The 18078-nt window shown below is 71.5% G+C and carries 18 protein-coding genes; 11 read left to right on the top strand and 7 right to left on the bottom strand.

From position 1 onward, the window contains the following. The first annotated feature begins 66 nt into the window (after nt 1-66). The 4 genes from ACZ7PG_RS34310 to ACZ7PG_RS34295 all read left to right on the top strand — a co-directional run bounded on the left by ACZ7PG_RS34310 (nt 67) and on the right by ACZ7PG_RS34295 (nt 4642). On the top strand, nt 67-1017 hold the full coding sequence (locus ACZ7PG_RS34310; protein ID WP_470243297.1) for a beta-ketoacyl-ACP synthase III: 951 nt from the start codon (nt 67-69) through the stop codon (nt 1015-1017). Nucleotides 1018-1094: 77 nt separating this feature from the next. Beyond that, nucleotides 1095-2678 carry a molybdopterin-dependent oxidoreductase gene (locus ACZ7PG_RS34305; RefSeq protein WP_470243296.1) on the top strand — a complete coding sequence of 528 codons (1584 nt, stop codon included), beginning with the start codon at nt 1095-1097 and terminating at the stop codon, nt 2676-2678. 114 nt (nt 2679-2792) lie between these two features. Next, entirely contained in the window at nt 2793-3461 is a 669-nt protein-coding gene (locus ACZ7PG_RS34300) for a fasciclin domain-containing protein (RefSeq protein ID WP_470243295.1), read from the top strand. A gap of 542 nt (nt 3462-4003) precedes the next feature. After that, nucleotides 4004-4642, top strand: a complete 639-nt coding sequence (locus ACZ7PG_RS34295; RefSeq protein ID WP_470243664.1) for a fasciclin domain-containing protein — start codon at nt 4004-4006, stop codon at nt 4640-4642. Nucleotides 4643-4746: 104 nt separating this feature from the next. On the opposite strand, the gene ACZ7PG_RS34290 is transcribed toward ACZ7PG_RS34295, so the two are convergent. Further along, on the bottom strand, nt 4747-5610 hold the full coding sequence (locus tag ACZ7PG_RS34290; protein WP_470243294.1) for an IniB N-terminal domain-containing protein: 864 nt from the start codon (nt 5608-5610) through the stop codon (nt 4747-4749). Nucleotides 5611-5886: 276 nt separating this feature from the next. Here ACZ7PG_RS34290 and ACZ7PG_RS34285 point away from each other — a divergent pair, with 276 nt between their 5' ends. Then, nucleotides 5887-8289 (top strand): helix-turn-helix transcriptional regulator, encoded by a 2403-nt coding sequence (locus tag ACZ7PG_RS34285; protein WP_470243293.1) that lies wholly within the window; start codon nt 5887-5889, stop codon nt 8287-8289. Between the two features lie 736 nt (nt 8290-9025). After that, nucleotides 9026-9541, top strand: coding sequence for a hemerythrin domain-containing protein (locus tag ACZ7PG_RS34280; protein WP_470243292.1), 516 nt, complete (start codon nt 9026-9028; stop codon nt 9539-9541). Between the two features lie 333 nt (nt 9542-9874). Here ACZ7PG_RS34280 and ACZ7PG_RS34275 read toward each other — a convergent pair whose 3' ends face one another. From ACZ7PG_RS34275 to ACZ7PG_RS34250, 6 genes are all read right to left on the bottom strand, one after another. Continuing rightward, nucleotides 9875-10117, bottom strand: a complete 243-nt coding sequence (locus ACZ7PG_RS34275) for a hypothetical protein (protein ID WP_470243291.1) — start codon at nt 10115-10117, stop codon at nt 9875-9877. 12 nt (nt 10118-10129) lie between these two features. Beyond that, the gene (locus tag ACZ7PG_RS34270; RefSeq protein ID WP_470243290.1) at nt 10130-10354 is read right to left on the bottom strand and encodes a hypothetical protein; all 225 of its coding nucleotides are present in this window, start codon (nt 10352-10354) and stop codon (nt 10130-10132) included. Between the two features lie 178 nt (nt 10355-10532). Beyond that, a complete protein-coding gene (locus tag ACZ7PG_RS34265; RefSeq protein ID WP_470243289.1) occupies nt 10533-11060 on the bottom strand; it encodes a DUF2231 domain-containing protein in 528 nt (175 codons plus the stop codon). Next, complete coding sequence (locus ACZ7PG_RS34260; RefSeq protein WP_470243288.1) at nt 11057-11707, bottom strand: FAD:protein FMN transferase; 651 nt, start codon at nt 11705-11707, stop codon at nt 11057-11059. Before ACZ7PG_RS34260 ends, ACZ7PG_RS34265 begins: the two co-directional genes overlap by 4 nt. An 86-nt stretch (nt 11708-11793) precedes the next feature. Beyond that, nucleotides 11794-12231: a pyridoxamine 5'-phosphate oxidase family protein gene (locus tag ACZ7PG_RS34255; RefSeq protein ID WP_470243287.1), complete on the bottom strand. Its 438-nt coding sequence runs from the start codon at nt 12229-12231 to the stop codon at nt 11794-11796. After that, nucleotides 12218-12574: a spore germination protein GerW family protein gene (locus ACZ7PG_RS34250; protein WP_470243286.1), complete on the bottom strand. Its 357-nt coding sequence runs from the start codon at nt 12572-12574 to the stop codon at nt 12218-12220. Before ACZ7PG_RS34250 ends, ACZ7PG_RS34255 begins: the two co-directional genes overlap by 14 nt. Nucleotides 12575-12734: 160 nt before the next feature. Between ACZ7PG_RS34250 and ACZ7PG_RS34245 the strand changes: the two genes are divergently transcribed. From ACZ7PG_RS34245 to ACZ7PG_RS34225, 5 genes are read left to right on the top strand one after another with little or no spacing between them, the layout of a single operon-like run. After that, nucleotides 12735-13628, top strand: coding sequence for a class I fructose-bisphosphate aldolase (locus tag ACZ7PG_RS34245; protein ID WP_470243285.1), 894 nt, complete (start codon nt 12735-12737; stop codon nt 13626-13628). Then, nucleotides 13625-14221 carry a 2-oxoacid:acceptor oxidoreductase family protein gene (locus tag ACZ7PG_RS34240; RefSeq protein WP_470243284.1) on the top strand — a complete coding sequence of 199 codons (597 nt, stop codon included), beginning with the start codon at nt 13625-13627 and terminating at the stop codon, nt 14219-14221. The genes ACZ7PG_RS34245 and ACZ7PG_RS34240 overlap by 4 nt, the downstream gene beginning before the upstream one ends. Further along, complete coding sequence (locus ACZ7PG_RS34235) at nt 14205-15446, top strand: transketolase C-terminal domain-containing protein (RefSeq protein ID WP_470243283.1); 1242 nt, start codon at nt 14205-14207, stop codon at nt 15444-15446. Before ACZ7PG_RS34240 ends, ACZ7PG_RS34235 begins: the two co-directional genes overlap by 17 nt. Nucleotides 15447-15450: 4 nt before the next feature. After that, on the top strand, nt 15451-16446 hold the full coding sequence (locus tag ACZ7PG_RS34230; RefSeq protein WP_470243282.1) for a thiamine pyrophosphate-dependent enzyme: 996 nt from the start codon (nt 15451-15453) through the stop codon (nt 16444-16446). A 1-nt stretch (nt 16447) separates the two neighbouring features. Then, entirely contained in the window at nt 16448-18070 is a 1623-nt protein-coding gene (locus ACZ7PG_RS34225; RefSeq protein WP_470243281.1) for an NAD(P)-binding protein, read from the top strand. The last annotated feature ends 8 nt before the right edge of the window (nt 18071-18078 follow it).

The raw sequence follows: 18078 nt of genomic DNA, 5'->3' as shown, positions 1-18078 counted from the left end.
AGTGGATCAGGCAATCCTCGGCGCCGGTCGCTCCGAACAGGAGGGGAAACCGTTGAGGAGAATCTGATGACCGGCTCGAAAGCGGTCTCGTTCGGGCACTACCAGCCGAGCCGGACGGTCACGAACGACGAACTCGCCGACCGGCTGGGGACGTCCGACGCCTGGATCCGCGAACGCGTGGGCGTGCGCAGCCGCCGGGTCGCGGCCCCCGGTGACTCGGTCGCCGACATGGCGACGGCCGCCGCGGAAACCGCGTTGCGGCGGTCCGGCCACGGTACCGCCGACGTCGACCTCGTGATCGTCGCCACGTGCACGGCGTTCGACCGGATGCCCAACGTCGCCTGCCGGGTCGCCGAGCGGCTGGGGATCACCGCGCCCGGTGCCTTCGACCTCAACGCGGCGTGTTCGGGGTTCTCCTACGCGCTGGCCGCGGCCGACCACGCGATCCGGGCGGGCGCCGCAACCCGGGCGATCGTGGTGGGCGTCGACAAGATGAGCGACTTCCTCGACTGGACGGACCGCACGACGTGCGTGATCTTCGGCGACGCCGCCGCGGCTGCCGTCGTCGAGCGGGCGCCGGCCGGGATCGGTCCGGTGGTGTGGGGTTCGGATCCGGCGAAGGGCCGCTGCATCACGCTCGAGGCCGCCGGGCCGGGCGGCCTGCCCGCGGTGTTCCGGCAGGAGGGCCAGGCGGTGTTCCGCTGGGCCACCACGGCCCTCGCCCCGATCGCCCGGGAGGCGTGCCGTCGCGCCGGTGTCGACCCGGCCGGCCTCGGCGGGGTCGTGACCCACCAGGCCAACGTCCGCATCATCGACGCACTGGCCCGCAAGATCGGCGCGACCGGCGCGGTGGTCGCCACGGACGTCGCCGAGTCCGGCAACACCTCGGCCGCCAGCATCCCGCTGGCGCTGTCGAAGCTCATCGAGCGACGCGAGATCGCGGCGGGCGCGCCTGTACTGTTGTTCGGCTTCGGCGCCGGGCTGACTTACGCCGGCCAGGTCATCAGCTGCCCGTGAAATTCGGCTCTTCACCCGATCCGGTGAAAATAATCAGCACGACCAATACTTTGACCGCGCACTAACGAATTGCTGGTATGACCGCCACCGAGCTCGACGTCCCGGAAGCGCCCTCAGCGCCGCCGCACACCCGGTTGCGGTTCTTCGCGGCCGCGTTCACCGGTGTCCTGGCGCTGGCCGCCGCGCTGGCGGCCGGGCACCTGGTCGCCGGGTTCATCAGCATCAACGCCTCGCCGTACCTCGCGGTGGGCAACGGCGCCATCGACCTCACCCCGGTCGAGCTGAAGGACTTCGCCGTCCGCACCTTCGGCACCTACGACAAGCTCGTGCTGCTGGGCAGCATGGCCGTGGTGATGCTCGGTGTCGCCGCGCTCGCGGGTGTCCTGTCGCGACGGTCACCGGTGCCCGGGACCGTGCTCATCGCGCTGTTCGGCCTCGTCGGCGGGTTCGCCGTGTTCGAACGGCCGGACCTGACGGTGGTCGCGCTGCTGGCCCCGGCCGCGAGCCTGGTCGTGGGCATCGCCGTGTTCCTGCTGCTGCACCGCATCGCACCCCGCGTCTGGCGGGAGCCAGACTCCGACGAGAAGACCGGCACCTCACGGCGAGCGTTCCTGCTCGGCGGCGCCGGCGTCGTCGTCGGCGCCGGCGCGGCCGGGCTGGGCGGACAGCTGATCAGCTCGTCGCGGGATGCCACCGCGTCGCGGGCGGCGGTCGGCAAGCTGGTCCCGGCACGCACCGCCCCGACCATCCCGGCCGACGCCGACTTCGCGAAGCTCGGGACGCCGCCGTTCCTGACCCCCAACGACAAGTTCTACCGCGTCGACACCGCGTTGTCGGTGCCGCAGGTGCGCACCGAGGACTGGAGCCTGCGCCTGCACGGCATGGTCGACCGCGAAGTCCGCTTCAGCTACAACGACATCCGCAACCGGCCCCTGGTCGAACGCACCGTCACGATGACCTGCGTGTCCAACGAGGTCGGCGGCGACTACGTGTCGACGTCGAACTTCATCGGCGTCGACCTGGCCGACCTGCTCGCCGAAGCCGGCGTGAAACCCGGCGCCGAGCAGCTGTTCTGCACCAGCGTCGACGGCTGGACATCCGGCACGCCGGTCGCGGCGGGGCAGGACCGTGCCCGCGGCGCGATGCTCGCGATCGGGATGAACGGGGAGCCGTTGCCGCTGGAGCACGGGTTCCCGGCCCGGCTGGTCACGCCCGGCCTCTACGGCTATGTGTCGGCGACGAAGTGGGTCGTCGACATCGAAGTCACGACGTGGGCCGCGCGGCAGGCGTATTGGCTCAAGCGGAGCTGGAGTCAGGAAGCACCGATCAAGACCGAGTCACGCATCGACTCCCACCGCGGCTTCGCCAACGTCCAAAAAGGAAAGGTGCGCGTCGCCGGGGTCGCCTGGGCGCAGCACACCGGGATCGAGAAGGTCGAAGTGCGCATCGACCAGGGTCAGTGGCAGGACACGACGCTGTCGCAGGAGGTCAACCTCAACACGTGGCGGATGTGGTGGACCGAGGTCGACATCCCGTCCGGGGTGCATCAGGTGTTCTGCCGTGCCACCGACAAGTCCGGCTACACCCAGACCGACCAACGCGCCGGGACCGTCCCCAACGGCGCGACCGGGTGGCACAACGTCACGTTCACGGCTGCCTGAAAATTTCTTCCCCGATCGACCAATCCGGTTCCTGCCGGGTCCCGAATCACCAGTAACAAGAGGCTCTCGCCGCCTCGGCAGCCTCAGCCGCGTAATCAATTGGAGTGAATTCTCGTGCGTAATCTTCGTATTGCCGGTATTGGTCTGACCGCGGCCGCTGCGCTCACCCTCACCGCGTGCAGCGGCAGCGACACCGCTTCCTCCGCCTCGAGCAGCGCGCCGGCTCCGTCGTCCTCGGTGGCGGCGCCGTCCTCCAGTGCCGCGGCCGGTGGCGACGGCATGACCACCAACGCCGACGTCTTCGGCCCGGCCTGCTCGCAGCTGCCGCAGGGTTCCGCGCCCGGTTCGCTGGACTCGATGGGCCCGCAGCCGGTCGCGTCGGCGGCGTCGACGAACCCGCTGCTGACCAAGCTGGTGGCGGCGGTGAAGGCCACCAACCTGGTCGACACCCTCAACAGTGCCCCGGCGATCACGGTGTTCGCGCCGGCTGACCCGGCGTTCGCCGCGCTGGGTGACGCGAAGTTCGCCGAGCTGGCGGGCAAGCCGGCCGAGCTGTCGCCGATCTTGCAGTACCACGTCGTCGGCAAGCGTTACGACGCCAAGGGTCTGGAGGGTGCCGGCACGCTGGAGTCGCTGAACACCGCCGGTGGGCCGCTGAAGATCGAGGGCTCGGGCGAGAACATGACCGTCAACGGCGCGAAGATCCTGTGCGGCAACATCCCCACGAAGAACGCCACCGTCTTCGTGATCGACAAGGTGCTGACCCCCGGCACCAACAAGTAACACCGGCTTGGCCGCCGACGGGCGGCCGGCACCGGACGGCTGACTCGGGCTCCCCAACCTCCTGGAGCCCGAGTCAGCCGTCCTCCGCTGTCGTGGCTCCGACCGCGGCCGCAGTCTGGCGGCGGGTTGCAGGAGATCCGCCGCCGGGGACGCCGAAGCGGCGGCGTCCGCCGGTCGTCGCCACTGCCGGGTCACTCCAGGGCCGTGGCGACGACCGGCCCCGCGCAAGCAGCAGGGCAGTCAAAGGCAAAAGGGGAAAGACCCGGATCGGCATCAGCGCCCCCACCACTTTCCCGTCGCTGTCGGCGCGCACGCCCCGATCGATGGACAGCTGCTCCACCAGCCGGAGTCCGTACCCACCGGAGCCCGGGTGGCAGACCCTCACCGATGGCGCACCGAAGGTCGGCGACCCGACGACTTGTGAGCGCACCGCGCGCAGATCCGGAAGATCACCCAGCGGCAGTCGTGGGGAAGACCAGCCTGTCCTGCCCGGCGGCCGTCGCGAATCCACAGTGGACTTGTCGGCCGACCCCGGAGTTTTCGTGATCAAGGTTCGTAGTACCGGTACCGTTCTGGCCGCAGCGGCCGTGCTCTCGCTGACCGCGTGCGGCGGCAGAGTCACCGCTGTCCCAGGCGGTCCCGGCAGACCGATGGTCCCGGCGCCGAGTACCGCCGGGACGACGGGCACTCCCGACGGTGTGACCTCCAGCGCCGACGTCTTCGGCTCGGCGTGTTCGCGGTTGCCGCAGGGCACTGCGCCCGGCTCGCTGAGCTCGATGGGCTCGTTGCCGGTCGTGTCGGCCGCCGCGACGAATCCGCTGTTGACCAAGCTGGTCGCCGCGGTGAAGGCGGCGAGCCTGGTCGACACCCTCGACAGCGAGCCCGCGCTCACCGTGTTCGCGCCCGCCGACGCGGCGTTCGCGACTCTGGGGGACAAGAAGACGGCCGAGCTGGCGCCGATCCTGCGCTACCACGTCGTGGGCGAGCGCTACGACGCCAAGGGCCTGGCGACCGAGGGGGCGGCCGAGACGCTCGACGCTGCAGGCGGCCCGCTGACGATCGAAGGGGTGGGCGAGAGCATGACCGTCAACGGCGCGAAGATCCTCTGCGGCAACATTCCCACGAAGAACGCCACCCTCGTCGTCATCGACAGGCTGCTCACTCCCGGAGCGAACAAGTAGCGCCACGGGCTACGGCCGCCACGGTTCCTCGATCACGGGAACCGCGGCGGCCGCTGTCACCCGGGAACGCCGAAGCGGCGGCGTCCCCAGGTCGCGCTTGGCACCTAGTGGGGCAGGTGGAAGTCGTTGCCCGAACCGATGGACAGGTGGCTCAGGTCGGCACCGATGTTGCCGCTGAGCGCGCCTTCGCCGATGTTGCCGACGACGTCGTGGACGTTGCCGCTGTCGGACGCGATGTCGCCGACGTGGTTGGTCACGTCGCCGAGGTGGGTGGTGACGTCGCCGAGGGTGCCGTTGTGCGAGACGTCGCCCAGGTGCGCGGTCGCCTGGTTCACGACGTCGCCGACGGTGTGCTCGATGCCGGCGTTGGTGCCGAGGTTGCCGGTGAGGTCGCCGATCGTGGAGCCGACGCCCTGGGCGCCGTCGACCGCCGAGGTGAGGCCGGAGACGTTCTGCAGGCCTGAGGTGAGGTTGCCGGCGTCGAGCGCGCCGGTGACGTCGCCGCCCGTGACGTGCCCGGTGACGTCGCCGAGGGCGCCGGTGACGGTGGTGACCGGGTCGGCCTGGCCGCCGCCGATGTGGTCGATGTTCCCGGTGAGGTCGCCGGCGGCGGAGAACGGGTCGGTGATGTTCTGGGTGAGAGCGGTCATGCCGCTCACCGCGCCGAGGACGTTGTTCTCGGAGGTGGCGTCACCCAGGGAGAGGTTCTGGGTGAGGGCCTTGAGCTGCTCGATCGCGCCGGCCTGGCCGGTGGTGATCGAGTCGAGGTCGAGGCCGTTCGCGCCGATGTTGCCGACCGGGGCGAAGTCCAGGACCAGCGGGAGGATGTCGTGCAGGTCGGCGCCCGAGATGTCGCCGAGGCCCGCGCCGTCGAGGGTGCCCTGCGGGTCGTCGCCGAAGGCGCTGCGGGCGGAGGAGTCGTTGAGCAGGTTGAGCGTGAATTCGTACAGCGACTGCGCGGGGTTCATCGACCAGGCTCTCTGTGGGGAACGGATGGTGTCGTCGACCACGGGGATCACCGACCGCACCGAAGCTAGGGCGTCGGCCGGTCCGCAGGCATCGGGCGTGACGCCTAACGGTGATCTTCGTGATCCCTGAGGGGGTTCCGTGACCCGTTAGGGGGTAGCCCGTTCGCGTGACCTGGGTCTCATGCGAAAACGGGGGACGTGTCGCCCATCTGACGCGGTTCGCTGGCACGAACCTCTTGTAGGTGGCCATTCCGGGGGCGCCGTCAGGGAGGTGTCGTGGAGGAGCTGCTGTCGGCCCGGCTGCGTGAGGTGCTGGCCGGGATCGACGCCCGTCCGGGTGATCCGGTGCGGCTGGTCCTGACCGGCGCGCACGGGCACGGCAAGTCGACGGTCTTGACCGCGATCGGCCGGAGATATCAGGCGGCCGGTGTTCCGGTGATCGGCAAGGACGACCTCACCACGACCATGATCACGTCGGATGCAGCTGTGCTTCTCGACGACGCCGAAACGCTCACCGGCGAAGCCGGCGAGGCCTTGCTCAGGCTCGCGGAAGGCACGTCCCGGCTGGTGCTCACCCACACTCCGGGAGTGGCGGGCCCAGTCGTCACCATGCTGGCCGGGTTGCCGGCCCGGTACGTGCGCTTGACGCCGTGGAGCGCGGGCGACGTCGTCCGGTTCTCCGGCGACGTGCTCGGCCGGCCGCTCACCTGGGAGCGTGCGGTGTCGGTGCAGCGGGCCACGAGTGGAGTTCCACGGCTGGTGACGCGCTGTCTGCGGATCCCGGCGGTGGAGGAGCTGATCGACCAGTTGCGGGCCGAGCTGGACGGCCTGGGCGAACCGGGGCTCACTTATCTGATCGCGGCCGGGGCCGGCGGAAGCAGCGACCTGGAACTGCTCGCGGTCGCCCTGAACCGTCCCCGCGACGCGGTGTCGGCGGTGGTCGAGCAGGTCCGGGCCGCCGGGCTGCTCGCCGCCGACGGCGCGGTGCCGCCGGTCGTGGCGCGCGCGGTGCGCGAGCACACCGGCGCTGATCGCCGGTTGACCGTGCTGGTGCGGATGCTCGAAGCCCAGCTCGCCGCTGAGCGGCCGGTACTGACGATCGCACGGGAGCTGCTGCGGCTCGGCGCGGCCGGCGGTCTGGTACGCGCCGGGTTCGAGACGGCGGCGGCCGAAACTGTCGCCGACGACCCCGCGCTCGCTTCCGACCTCTACGCCGCCGCAGCCCACGCCGGCAGTTCACGGATCCGCCTGGCGCCGGACTGGGCGCGCGCGGCGGTGCTGAGCGGGCGGTACGACACGGCGCTGCAGCTCGGCGACGAACTGCTGAGCACCGCCGAGCAGCCCACCCGGAGCCGGGGAGCGCTCGTCGCCGGCACGGTGATCGCCCGCCGCGGCGACCTCGCCCGCGGCGCGGAGCTCCTGCGCTGGTCCGCCGATCCCGCAGCGGCCCAGCTGGCGGACCTGGCCGCGATCGCGCTCGGGGAAACCATCGTCGACCCGCACGACGTGCCGGCCGACCTGGCTTCGGCCTACGGGCGTGTCGCCGCGCAGCTGCTCGCCGGCATCCGGGAGTCGGTGGCCGGCCGGTCGGAGGCCGCGCTGGCGACCTTGCTGGGCGCGGCTGATTCGGCGGCGGCCACCGGGACCGGGCACCTGCTGCCGGACTCACCCGCGGTGCTCGCGGCGCTGGTCGCGCTGCACGCGGCCGAGTTCGACCTCGCTCGCGGGGTGCTCGAGCGGGCCGGTGGGGGAGAACGGCACGTGCTGCTGCTCGGCTGGACGGCGATGCTGCAGGGCGACCTCGCCACCGCCGAAGCCCACCGAGCCGCGGCACGCCGGTCGGAAGTCCGTCTCGTGCCGCGCGACGAGCTGTTCCTGCACGGGCTGGAGCTGGGGCTGGCGCGCCGCGGCGGGACACCCGAAGTCGTGCGGGAGCGCTGGGGAGCGGCGTACGAAGCCGTGATGCGGCAACCGGTCGACCTGTTCGCCCTGCTGCCCCTGGGGGAGGTGCTCGTGGCCGCGGCGCGCATCGACGAGGGCTATCGCGTGACCGTGCACCGGGACCGCGCCTTCACGTTGCTCGACCGCCACGGCTCCCCGGTGCTGTGGTCCGCGTGGCTGCACTGGGCAGCGTTCCACGCGGCGATCGCTTCCGGCGACGAAACCACCGCGCGGAAGGCGTTGCGCCCGTTGGCCGCGACCACCGATCCCGGACGGCTCGCGCGGGCTTTCGCCACCGCCGGCGCACAGTGGCTGGCCGTCCTCGCCGGCTCGGTCGAGGTCGAGCCGGTCCTGGCCGCCGCGGACCTGCTCAACCGCGCCGGCGTGCGGTGGGACGCGGCCCGGCTGGCCGGTCAGGCCGCGGTCCGCGCGACCGACCGCACGGCCATGGTCACGCTCCTGCGCGCGGCCAAGCAGCTCCCGGCCGGCGCCACCGCGCCCACCCAGACCACGCCAGTCGCGGCGCCGGCGGCCGAGCCACCGGTCTTGACCCCGCGCGAGCGCGACATCGGGCTGCTGTTCGTCGCCGGGCACACCTACAAGGAGATCGGCGAACAGCTGCACATCTCCGGCAAAACCGTCGAACACCACATGGCCCGCATCCGTGCCAAGCTCGGCGTCTCCGACCGCCGTACCCTCGCGACCCTGTTGAGCGGTCTGCTGGGCGACAGGAACTGAAGCAGCCGATCCAGGGCACCCGACGGTGCGGGCGAGGCCCGCAGCGCGGCCTCGGGATGATCGGGAAGTCGATCTTGTCTCGGTAACGGGGCTCGATTTCGCTCCAGTCGTAGTACCTGCCCATCGGCAGGTCGTTGAGAGCTTCGCGATCCATGTGGACGAGGAACTCGTCGCCCGCCCTTCGCGGGCGGGGCCGCTATCCGACGGCTCACCTCGAACCGTTGCGCCGTCCTGGGGTTCGAGCCTGCCACGGACAGCGTCCCGCGCGCCGTGCGGATCGGACGCGGTGCCGGTCGGCGTCATCCGGGCACGACGCAGCGGCACCCGCCGCCAGTGTGGAGTCCGCGAAGGCACAGGCGTTGCTCGAGGCGCCGGCGCCTCAGCAGGCCGGGGACAGCGACCAGATCGTCGTGTCCGTGCAGGACGGTTCGATCCGCGACGCGACCGTCCGGGACAAGGTCACCCGGATGCCGGACAAGGACGGCAGGACTGCCCATGCGACGGTGACGTTCGACGCGGCGGCCGACCGGATACCGATGCTTCGGAGGGCGGAGCGGAAAGCACCGAGGCAGTCGGGGTGGAACCGCCGATGTGCGTGTGGCAACTGCGGCCGCCGACGTTCAGCGGGATCTGCGGCTGCCAAGCCCCTGACCGCCATCCAGGACCTGACGCTTGAGCACGACCAGGTCGTCGCGCTGATCAGCCGCGTCCGCGCCGCACAATGCGACGTCCGGCGATGGCCGAAATGGCGGGCCGGATCACCGGGATCCTCGGCCCGCACACGGCGGTCGAGGACGAAGGCCTGTTCCCGGCGCTGGCGGCCGAGTTCCCGGACCACATCGCCGACCTGACCGCCCAGCACCGCTTCATCGAGACCGTTCTTGGTGAAGCGGACGACGGGGCGCCCGCCGACCCGGGCTGGCCGGCCCGCCTGCTGGAGGCGCTGCACGTGCTCCGCGAGCACATCCTCGCCGAGCAGGACGGCGTCTTCCCCACGGCACTCGGCCGGCTGGACCCGGCAGACTGGGACGCGATCGAGGCGGTCCGCGGGCACAGCACCCACCGCGCCGCGCGGACCCTCATCACCGGGACGACGCACTCGCCGACGGCGCCGAGCTCGCCGAGCACGACTCGCCGCCGGCTTCCCCCCTCTACGTCGTCACCGGCCGGGTGCGGTTGCACACCCACGACCACACCTGGACCCTCGAACGCGGCCAGCTCGCCCGCATCCCACCGGACCGGCACGGGCTGACCGCGCTCGCCGACAGCGCCGTCCTGCTCACGGTCGCCCTGCATTGAGGCTGTGCTCCGTCAATGGCGTTGCAGGACAAGGAGAACTCGGCGATGCCGTGGTCGGCCAGTGACCCGAAGGGGTCGTAGCCGACCGGGCTCGGCAGGGCGGTGATCACCGCCAGGCTTTTCCCCACTGTGAACCTCCTGGCCGCGAAGACCGGGTTCGAACACCAGCTGAACGGCCTTCCGGAGGTACCAGCAGGCGTCGCTCACCTTCCGGTGGGGAGTGCCCGCATGCGCGGGCGGCTCCACCCAGGTCCTTCACGTCCGTATCGCACTGGTACTCCGAGCATCAGGCTCGGCGTGGCCGCGCGTGGGCCGGCCGGGTGCCGTGCTCGGTGGCGAACGGCGCCAGCAGGTCGTGCACCTCGGCGGGCGACAGTGGGCCATTGCGCTTGTGCGTGGCCGGGGCCGGTTCGATGTGGTCCAGCCCGAGCATGGCCATCAGCTCGGTCTCGTCGTGGTCGTCCCGGGCGTGCCGCTTCACCACTCGGCCGGCGCGGCTGCGCTCTTCGGACGTAGGCTCGTCGAGCACAGCGGTGCCGTCTCAGCACTCGGGCTCGGCGACGTCGAGCCGGTAGCCGGGGACGAGCCGTGCTAGACCGGGGCTGAACTCGACCCAGACCGAGCCGGGCCGCAGGTCGGGCGCGTGGCCGACGACGACGCCGGTCCGTCCGGCGAACCGGCCGCCGTGCGCGCACACCCGCAAACCGCTGGGGAATCCGCCCGCCCGCGCTGGCCCGACGTCGCGATCCCGGTGGGAGAAGCTCATCTCGGCCCCCTGTCGTCGTGGGTGCCGGCGCTTGCCGACACCCACGAGGATCCCGCCAGGTGAGGGACCGCGATCAGAGGCGGAAGCCCGGTTCTTGTGAGAAGTTCCTCCCATCCGGTGGGGTCCTTGGACCCACGAGGTTTCGCGCGCTTCTCGGCTGCGAAGCGCATGGCCGGGATCAGCGGCCAGGGCCGCGCGGGGCCGGGGTCGAGCTGAACTGGCCCTGCCAGCTCGCCTGGGCTCCGGAGTCGCCGATGCGGTAGATGTCGTACACCGCCGCGCCCGCGGCCGCGACCGCCAGGACCGACAGCACCACCGTCACGGCGCTCGACGCCGGGGCCAGGAACGTGCGGCGGCCGGTGGTGTCCGCGGCTGGGGTCCGCAGGCTTTCCCGCCGGCGCCACCAGACCAGGAGTGCGAGCACGGCCACCGGGATCGCGACCCACTGTGCGGTATCACCCAGTTCGGTGTGGGTTCGCACGAGCGGGGTCGAGGCGACGCGGCGCTCGAGCCATTCGCCGGCGTCGGTCGTGATCGGGACGAGGATCACGACGATGACCGACAGGATCGCGTTCGGCCCGGCGAGCTTGCCGCGTGCGGCGGGCCAGAGCGCGCTGAGCACCAGCAGGAGCGCGGACAGGGGGAGCAGGACGACGATCGCGTGCACGAGCAGCACGTGGGCGGGCAGTCCGTTGACGGTGGTCATGGTGGGAGCGCGTGCGAGTGCGGCGACGCGGTAACCCGGCGCGCGCGTCGCGACCCATCGGCGACGTCGTCCCCGCCACGGGCGAACGCGGCCGTGGCGAAGACGTCGGCCCACGACAGCGTCGGGCCGGTAACCGTCACGGCGAGCAGTTCGCGCGGGTGGAGGCCGGTGTGCGGGTCGATGATGTGCGGGCCGCGGGCGGCGGAGCCGGAGGTCGCGATGCCGCCGTCCCGGAGATCGAGGACGGTCAGAAAGGCGCACTTGTCGGTGGGGTTTTCGACGGCGACCCGCCACGGTGGACCGTGCGCGATGTCGGCGCGGCCGGTGATGTCGCCGCCGACGTTGAGGTAGTGGTCGAACCCGTTCAGGTGGGTGAGGTGGGCGGCGGCGCGCTCGGTGGCCCAGCCTTTCACCAGACCGGAGGGATCGAAACCGCCGGGCAACGCAGCGTCGAAGTAGCCGTCCGTGCGGTCGCGCGCTTCCTCGCACAGCGCTACGACTTCGGTGAGCCACGGGTGCCACTCGCCGCGGGGCAGCGTGCCGCGGCGGAGTGCGCTGACCTGGCTGTAGCCCTCGAGGTCGAGGGCTCGGACGAGCGACTCGCGGATCGCGCGGTCGTCGTCGGCGAGCAGGACGCGGTGCGGCATGGCCGCCATGATGCCGGGCGCGGGCTCCCCGTCCTGTCGGGTTTTCGTTGTGCCAGCAGAGGGTTAGCGGCCGGTAAAGCGCGGTGTCATGGCGGCCCCGATTCCGTCGAGTCATCCGCGTCCGGCAGACGGGCGGGCCGGCGGCCTTCGACCCGGTCGAGGCTGATCCGCAGCAGCCGATCGCGCGGTGGGGGAGCCCACGAGCGCAGGCCGGCACCCAGCTGTGCGGCCACGGTCTCGACGTCGGTTGTGAGGGTGGCGATCCCGCTGACGATCACGCTCCAGCCTGTGTGGCCGCCGGGGTCGTAGGCGTCGGCTTCGAAGGTGACCGGCTGCCCGTCGAGCCGGTCGGCCCAGGAGTTCCGGCCCGCCCGCAGCCAGATCGCGTCGCCTGCCACGGTGAAGTTGACCGGACGGATCGCCGGCCGCCCGTCGCGGACGAAACCCAGACGGCCCAGGGGGACGGAAGCGAGGAGCGCGCGGCAGCGGGCCGGGCCCAGCGGGGCCAGATCAGGGGCGCTCATCGGTCTCGGCCCGGTACTTCAGCTTCGCCAGCCGCGTAGCCGCGAAGAGCGCCGCCACGGCGATCGCACCCAGTGTCGCCAGGAGGCGGTTCACGTCGATCGCCGGCTCCCAGTGGAGCTTGCCGTCCTTGATGACGTACGCCCCGACCGGCTTGGCCGACAGCCCGAACCCGCCGCCTTCGCCGGAGCGGCCCTTCTCGTCGCGGCTGTCGCCGCCGCCTCCGCCGGTGCCGACGCTCGACGCCACGATCACCGTGACTCCGTCGACCTCGTACGGCTCGCCGTAGACCATCCTGGTCTCCAGCCCGTCCTTCGCCTTCGCGAGCAGTTCGTCGACCTTCATGCGACGCAGTCTCACCGCGCGGGATACCCGGGTGGCAGTGCCGATGGTCCCTCCGGCCGGTGACCGAGGGCCCCGGTGCCGGGGGCGTTCGCCAGCGGTGGTGGGACCCCCGGCGCGATTTGCTGGGCTCGTCACGCATTCAGCGACTCCGGAGGCCGCCATGGCGCACCGTCCCCCGCTGGCCGAGCTCGGGCTGAACACCGGCAAGAAGACCCGGCTGCACCGCATCCTGCACGAGCACGGCCTGCGCAACGGCACGGCGTTCTTCCTGCCCTACGACCAAGGCCTGGAGCACGGGCCCCGCGACTTCTTCGCCAACCCGGCCGCGGGCGACCCGAAGTACATCCTCAAGCTCGCGATCGAGGGCGGCTTCAACGGCATCGCGATCCAGATCGGGCTGGCCGAGAAGTTCTACTGGGACTATGCGGGCGAACTGCCGCTCGTCCTGAAGCTCAACGGCAAGACCGAGATCCCGTCCGACGCCGAGGCGCTCTCGCCGCTGCACGGCAGCGTCGAGGACGCCGTCCGGCTCGGCGCCGACGCGGTCGGCTACACCCTCTACGTTGGGACTCCCTCCCAGGAACAGGACTTCGCGCAGCTGCGGCGGGTCCGTGCCGACGCGCACCGGCTGGGGATGCCGCTGATCGTCTGGGCCTACCCGCGCGGCTCGGCCATCGAGGCCAAGGGCGGCCGCGACTCGTTCTACGCGGTCGACTACGCCGCCCGGACCGCGTCCGAGCTCGGCGCCGACGTCGTCAAGGTGAACTTCCCGCACCCGGCGAAGATCGACAACGTCCCCGGCGCGTACGCACAGGAGACATCCAGCCAAGAGGCGATCGACGCGGTCGTCCGCTCCGCCGGGCGCACCTTGCTGCTCGTCTCGGGCGGCAGCAAGGCCGGCGACGACGCGATGCTGGAGAAGGCGCGCGAGTCGATGGAGGCCGGCGCGACCGGGCTGATCTTCGGCCGCAACGTCTGGCAGCGCGACCACGACGAGTCCTTGCGGTTCGTCTCGGCGCTGCGGGACATCCTCGCGAAGTACCCGAGCGCATGAGCGTGACCGAGGTCCGCATCCACGGCCGCGGCGGCCAGGGCGTGGTGACCGCGGCCGAGCTGCTGTCGGTCGCCGCGTTCACCGAAGGCCGGCACGCGCAGGCGTTCCCCAGCTTCGGCTCGGAGCGCACCGGCGCGCCCGTCGTGTCCTTCTGCCGGATCGCCGATGGGGTGATCCGGACCCGCGAGCCCGTCGTGCGACCGGACGTGCTGATCATCCAGGACGCCACGCTGCTGCACCAGGTGAACGTCTTCGAGGGATTCGAGCCCGGCGGGTACCTGTTGATCAACTCCGCGCACGGCTTCGACGAGCTCGGGCTCGGCGAGTTCGTGCGCGGGTTCCGACGCGACCGGCTGCTGGTCGTTCCCGCGACCGAGTTCGCCCGTGAGCACCTCGGCCGTCCGGTGCCGAACGCCGCGTTGCTCGGCGGGTTCGCCGCGATGACCGGGATCGTCGGGCTCGAGAGCGTACTCGCCGCTATCGCCGGCCGGTTCCGCGGCCGGGCCGCCGAAGGCAACCTCGCTGCGGCGACCGCCGCGTACGAGTTCGTCCGGGCCGAGCGGGAGGAGCTGGCCGGTGCTCAGGCAGATTGAAGGATCCCGGGCCGTCGCCGAGGCGGTGGCGCTGTGCCGCCCGGAAGTCGTCTGCGCGTACCCGATCTCGCCGCAGACCCACATCGTCGAAGGCCTGGCGGAGCTGGTGAAGTCCGGTGCGCTCACGCCGTGCGAGTTCGTCAACGTCGAGTCGGAGTTCGCCGCGATGTCCGTGGCGATCGGGGCGTCCGCCGCCGGCGCGCGGGCCTACACCGCGACGGCCAGCCAAGGGCTGCTGTACATGACCGAAGCGGTGTTCAACGCGTCCGGGCTCGGCCTGCCGATCGTGATGACGGTGGCCAACCGCGCGATCGGGGCCCCGATCAACATCTGGAACGACCAGAGCGACAGCATGGCGCTGCGCGACGCCGGGTGGATCCAGCTCTACGCCGAGACCAACCAGGAAGCCGCCGACCTGCACGTCCAGGCGTTTCGGATCGCCGAAGAGCTGTCCACGCCGGTGATGGTGTGCATGGACGGCTTCGTACTGACCCACGCCTGGGAACCGGTGGACACACCCACCCAGGAAGAGGTCGACGCGTTCCTGCCGCCGTACGAGCCGCGCCAGGTCCTCGACCCGGCCGAGCCCTCGTCGATCGGCGCGATGGTCGGTCCGGAGGCCTTCACCGAGGTTAAGTACCTCGCGCACGCCCGGCTGATGGAAGCGCTCGATGTCGTCCCCGACGTCGCGGATCGCTTCGCCGGGGCGTTCGGCCGCAACTCGGGCGGGCTCACCCGCTCCTACCGCACCGAAGACGCCGAGACGATCGTCGTCGCGCTCGGCTCGGTGCTGGGCACCCTCAAGGACACCGTCGACGAGCTGCGGGAGAACGGCTTGCGCGTCGGCGTGCTGGGCCTGACGTGCTTCCGGCCGTTCCCCGTCGACGCCGTCCGCGCGGCGATCGGGCACGCCCGGCGCGTCGTCGTCCTGGAGCGGGCCTTCGAGCCCGGCGTGGGCGGGATCGTCACGCAGAACGTCGTCACGGCGGCGCCGGCGGCCGATGTCCACACGGTGGTCGCCGGGCTCGGCGGCCGGGCGATCACGAAGAAGTCCCTCACCGGGATGCTGCGGGCGGCGGACCGGTTGCCGTCGTTGACCTTCCTCGACCTCGACCATTCGCTGATCGGCCGCGAACTGTCCCGGCTCGCCGCGACGCGCCGGTCGGGACCGACGGCCGAAAACATCCTGCGCGACCTCGGTGCGGTCGCCTCAAGAATCGGGTGAAGACATGGCGGTGATGCCGATCAAGTTCTACCAGACCGGCAGCTTCGCGGTCGGCGGGCGGCTGCTCGGTGAAGACCAGCGCAGCGTCCAGTCCGACCGCGAGCGGATCAACTCCATCGACTGCGGGCACCGCGCCTGCCAGGGCTGCGGCGAGGCCCTGGGCGCGCGGTACGCGCTCGACGCGGCGATGCGCGCGACCGGGAACCGGATGGTGGCGGTCAACGCGACCGGCTGCCTGGAGGTGTTCTCGACGCCCTACCCCGAGACGTCGTGGCGGATCCCGTGGCTGCACTCGCTGTTCGGCAACGCCCCGGCCGTGGCCACCGGCGTCGCCGCGGCGATGAAGGCCAAGGGCCGCGACGACGTCCGCGTGGTCGCGCAGGGCGGGGACGGCGGGACCGTCGACATCGGGTTCGCGTGCCTGTCCGGCATGTTCGAGCGCGACGACGACGTGCTCTACATCTGCTACGACAACGAGGCGTACATGAACACCGGCGTCCAGCGCTCCGGGGCCACCCCGGCCGCCGCGCGCACGGCGACGACGCCGACCGTCGGTCCCGAGCCCGGTGCGGTGTTCGGCCAGGGCAAGAACCTGCCGATGATCGCGATGGCGCACGAGATCCCCTACGTGGCAACGGCGACCGTCGCGGACCTGCGTGACCTGGAGACGAAGGTGACGCGGGCCATGGAGTTCCACGGCGCGCGCTACCTGCACGTCCTGGTCCCGTGCCCGCTCGGCTGGGGCAGCGCGTCCCACGACACCATCCGGATCGCGCGGCTGGCCAAGGAAAGCGGGATCTTCCCGGTGTTCGAGGCCGAGCGCGGCGAAGTCGTCGCCACTTCGAAGATCCGCCACCGGGTGCCCGTCGAGGACTACCTGCGGTTGCAGACCCGGTACGCGCACCTGTTCGGTGACGAACCGCGGACCGGCGTGATCGCCGGGATCCAGGCGCAGGCCGACCGGAACATCCGCCGTTACAACCTGCTCGGGGAGGCCTGAGGTGGCGCACGAGAAGCCGTTCGCGATCACGCTCGACGTCGGCTCGAGCCGGGCGAACAAGACCGGCGCCTGGCGTTCAGAGCGGCCGGTCTACGTGGACCTGCTGCCGCCGTGCAACCAGGCGTGCCCGTCCGGGCAGGACATCCAGAAGTGGCTCTACCACGCCGAATCCGGTGACTACCAGGACGCGTGGCGCGGCATCATGGCCGACAACCCGCTGCCCGCCGTGCTCGGCCGGATCTGCTATCGGCCGTGTGAGAGCGCGTGCAACCGCGGCCAGCTCGACGAAGCCGTCGGGATCAACTCCGTCGAACGCTTCCTCGGCGACGAGGGCATCAAGCACGGCTGGACGATCCCGGTCGCGGAGCCGTCCGGGAAGCAGGTGCTCGTCGTCGGTGCCGGTCCCGCCGGGTTGTCCGCCGCCTACCACCTGGCCCGGCTCGGGCACGCCGTCACCGTCCGCGACGCCGAGGCGGAGCCGGGCGGGATGCTGCGCTACGGCATCCCGCGCTACCGGCTGCCGCGCGACGTCATCGACGCGGAGGTCGGCCGGATCCGGGACATGGGCGTCGTCTTCGAGCAGAACTGCCGCGTCACCGACGTCGTGGCGGCGAAGACGGGGTTCGACGCGGTGTTCCTCGCAGTCGGTGCGCAGGTCGGCAAGCGGGCCTACATCCCGGCCGGTGATTCCGCGCGGGTGCTCGACGCCGTCTCGCTGCTGCACGACCTGGAAGCCGGTGAACGACCGCTGCTCGGCCGCCGGGTCGCGGTCTACGGCGGCGGCAACACCGCGATGGACGCCGCCCGCACCGCGAAGCGGCTCGGCGCCACCGACGCCGTGGTCGTCTACCGCCGCACCCGTGACCGGATGCCGGCGCACGAGTCGGAAGTGGCGGAAGCGGTCGAAGAAGGCGTCGCGATGCGCTGGTTGTCGACGATCAGCGAGATAGACGGCGAAGGCATCACGGTGGAGAAGATGAGGCTGGACGAGTCCGGGTTCCCGCAGCCGACCGGCGAGTTCGAGCGGCTGGCCGCCGACAGCGTCGTGCTGGCCCTCGGGCAGGACACCGATTTGTCCCTGGTGGACGGACTCCCGGACGTCGAGCGCGCGGACGGTGTGGTGCGCGTCGGCTCGGGTCGGATGACCGGGCACCCGGGCGTCTTCGCCGGCGGCGACATGGTGCCCTCGGGGCGCACCGCGACCGTCGCGGTGGGGCACGGCGCCAAGGCGGCCAGGGAGATCGACTCCTGGCTGCGGGGCACCGCCGTCGCCTCGCCGCCGCTCGCGCGCCCGGCGACGTTCGAGAACCTCAACACCTGGTACTACAGCGACGCCGACCGGAAGGTCCGTCCACACCTCGACCTGTCCCGGCGGGTGTCGACGTTCGACGAGATCAAGGGTGGGCTCGACCCGTCGACCGCGCTGTTCGAAGCCCGCCGTTGCCTGTCGTGCGGCAACTGCTTCGAATGCGACAACTGCTACGGCGTCTGCCCCGACAACGCCGTGATCAAGCTCGAACCGGGGGACCGCTACGCGATCGATCTCGACTACTGCAAAGGATGCGGGATCTGCGTCGCCGAATGCCCTTGCGGCGCCATCGAAATGGTGCCCGAAGAATCCTGAGGAGGAGC

This window comes from Amycolatopsis sp. NPDC114504, from assembly GCF_055633595.1.
Note: the sequence above shows the minus strand (reverse complement) of the source record. Positions and strands in the feature narration are given on the sequence as shown.

Excerpts from the sequence above, each read along its gene's own strand:
- ACZ7PG_RS34310 (WP_470243297.1), top strand. The coding sequence starts at position 67 with ATGACCGGCTCGAAAGCGGTCTCGTTCGGGCACTACCAGCCGAGCCGG.
- ACZ7PG_RS34305 (WP_470243296.1), top strand. The coding sequence starts at position 1,095 with ATGACCGCCACCGAGCTCGACGTCCCGGAAGCGCCCTCAGCGCCGCCG.
- ACZ7PG_RS34290 (WP_470243294.1), bottom strand. The coding sequence starts at position 5,610 with ATGAACCCCGCGCAGTCGCTGTACGAATTCACGCTCAACCTGCTCAAC.
- ACZ7PG_RS34280 (WP_470243292.1), top strand. The coding sequence starts at position 9,026 with ATGGCCGAAATGGCGGGCCGGATCACCGGGATCCTCGGCCCGCACACG.
- ACZ7PG_RS34270 (WP_470243290.1), bottom strand. The coding sequence starts at position 10,354 with ATGAGCTTCTCCCACCGGGATCGCGACGTCGGGCCAGCGCGGGCGGGC.
- ACZ7PG_RS34265 (WP_470243289.1), bottom strand. The coding sequence starts at position 11,060 with ATGACCACCGTCAACGGACTGCCCGCCCACGTGCTGCTCGTGCACGCG.
- ACZ7PG_RS34260 (WP_470243288.1), bottom strand. The coding sequence starts at position 11,707 with ATGCCGCACCGCGTCCTGCTCGCCGACGACGACCGCGCGATCCGCGAG.
- ACZ7PG_RS34255 (WP_470243287.1), bottom strand. The coding sequence starts at position 12,231 with ATGAGCGCCCCTGATCTGGCCCCGCTGGGCCCGGCCCGCTGCCGCGCG.
- ACZ7PG_RS34250 (WP_470243286.1), bottom strand. The coding sequence starts at position 12,574 with ATGAAGGTCGACGAACTGCTCGCGAAGGCGAAGGACGGGCTGGAGACC.
- ACZ7PG_RS34245 (WP_470243285.1), top strand. The coding sequence starts at position 12,735 with ATGGCGCACCGTCCCCCGCTGGCCGAGCTCGGGCTGAACACCGGCAAG.
- ACZ7PG_RS34240 (WP_470243284.1), top strand. The coding sequence starts at position 13,625 with ATGAGCGTGACCGAGGTCCGCATCCACGGCCGCGGCGGCCAGGGCGTG.
- ACZ7PG_RS34230 (WP_470243282.1), top strand. The coding sequence starts at position 15,451 with ATGGCGGTGATGCCGATCAAGTTCTACCAGACCGGCAGCTTCGCGGTC.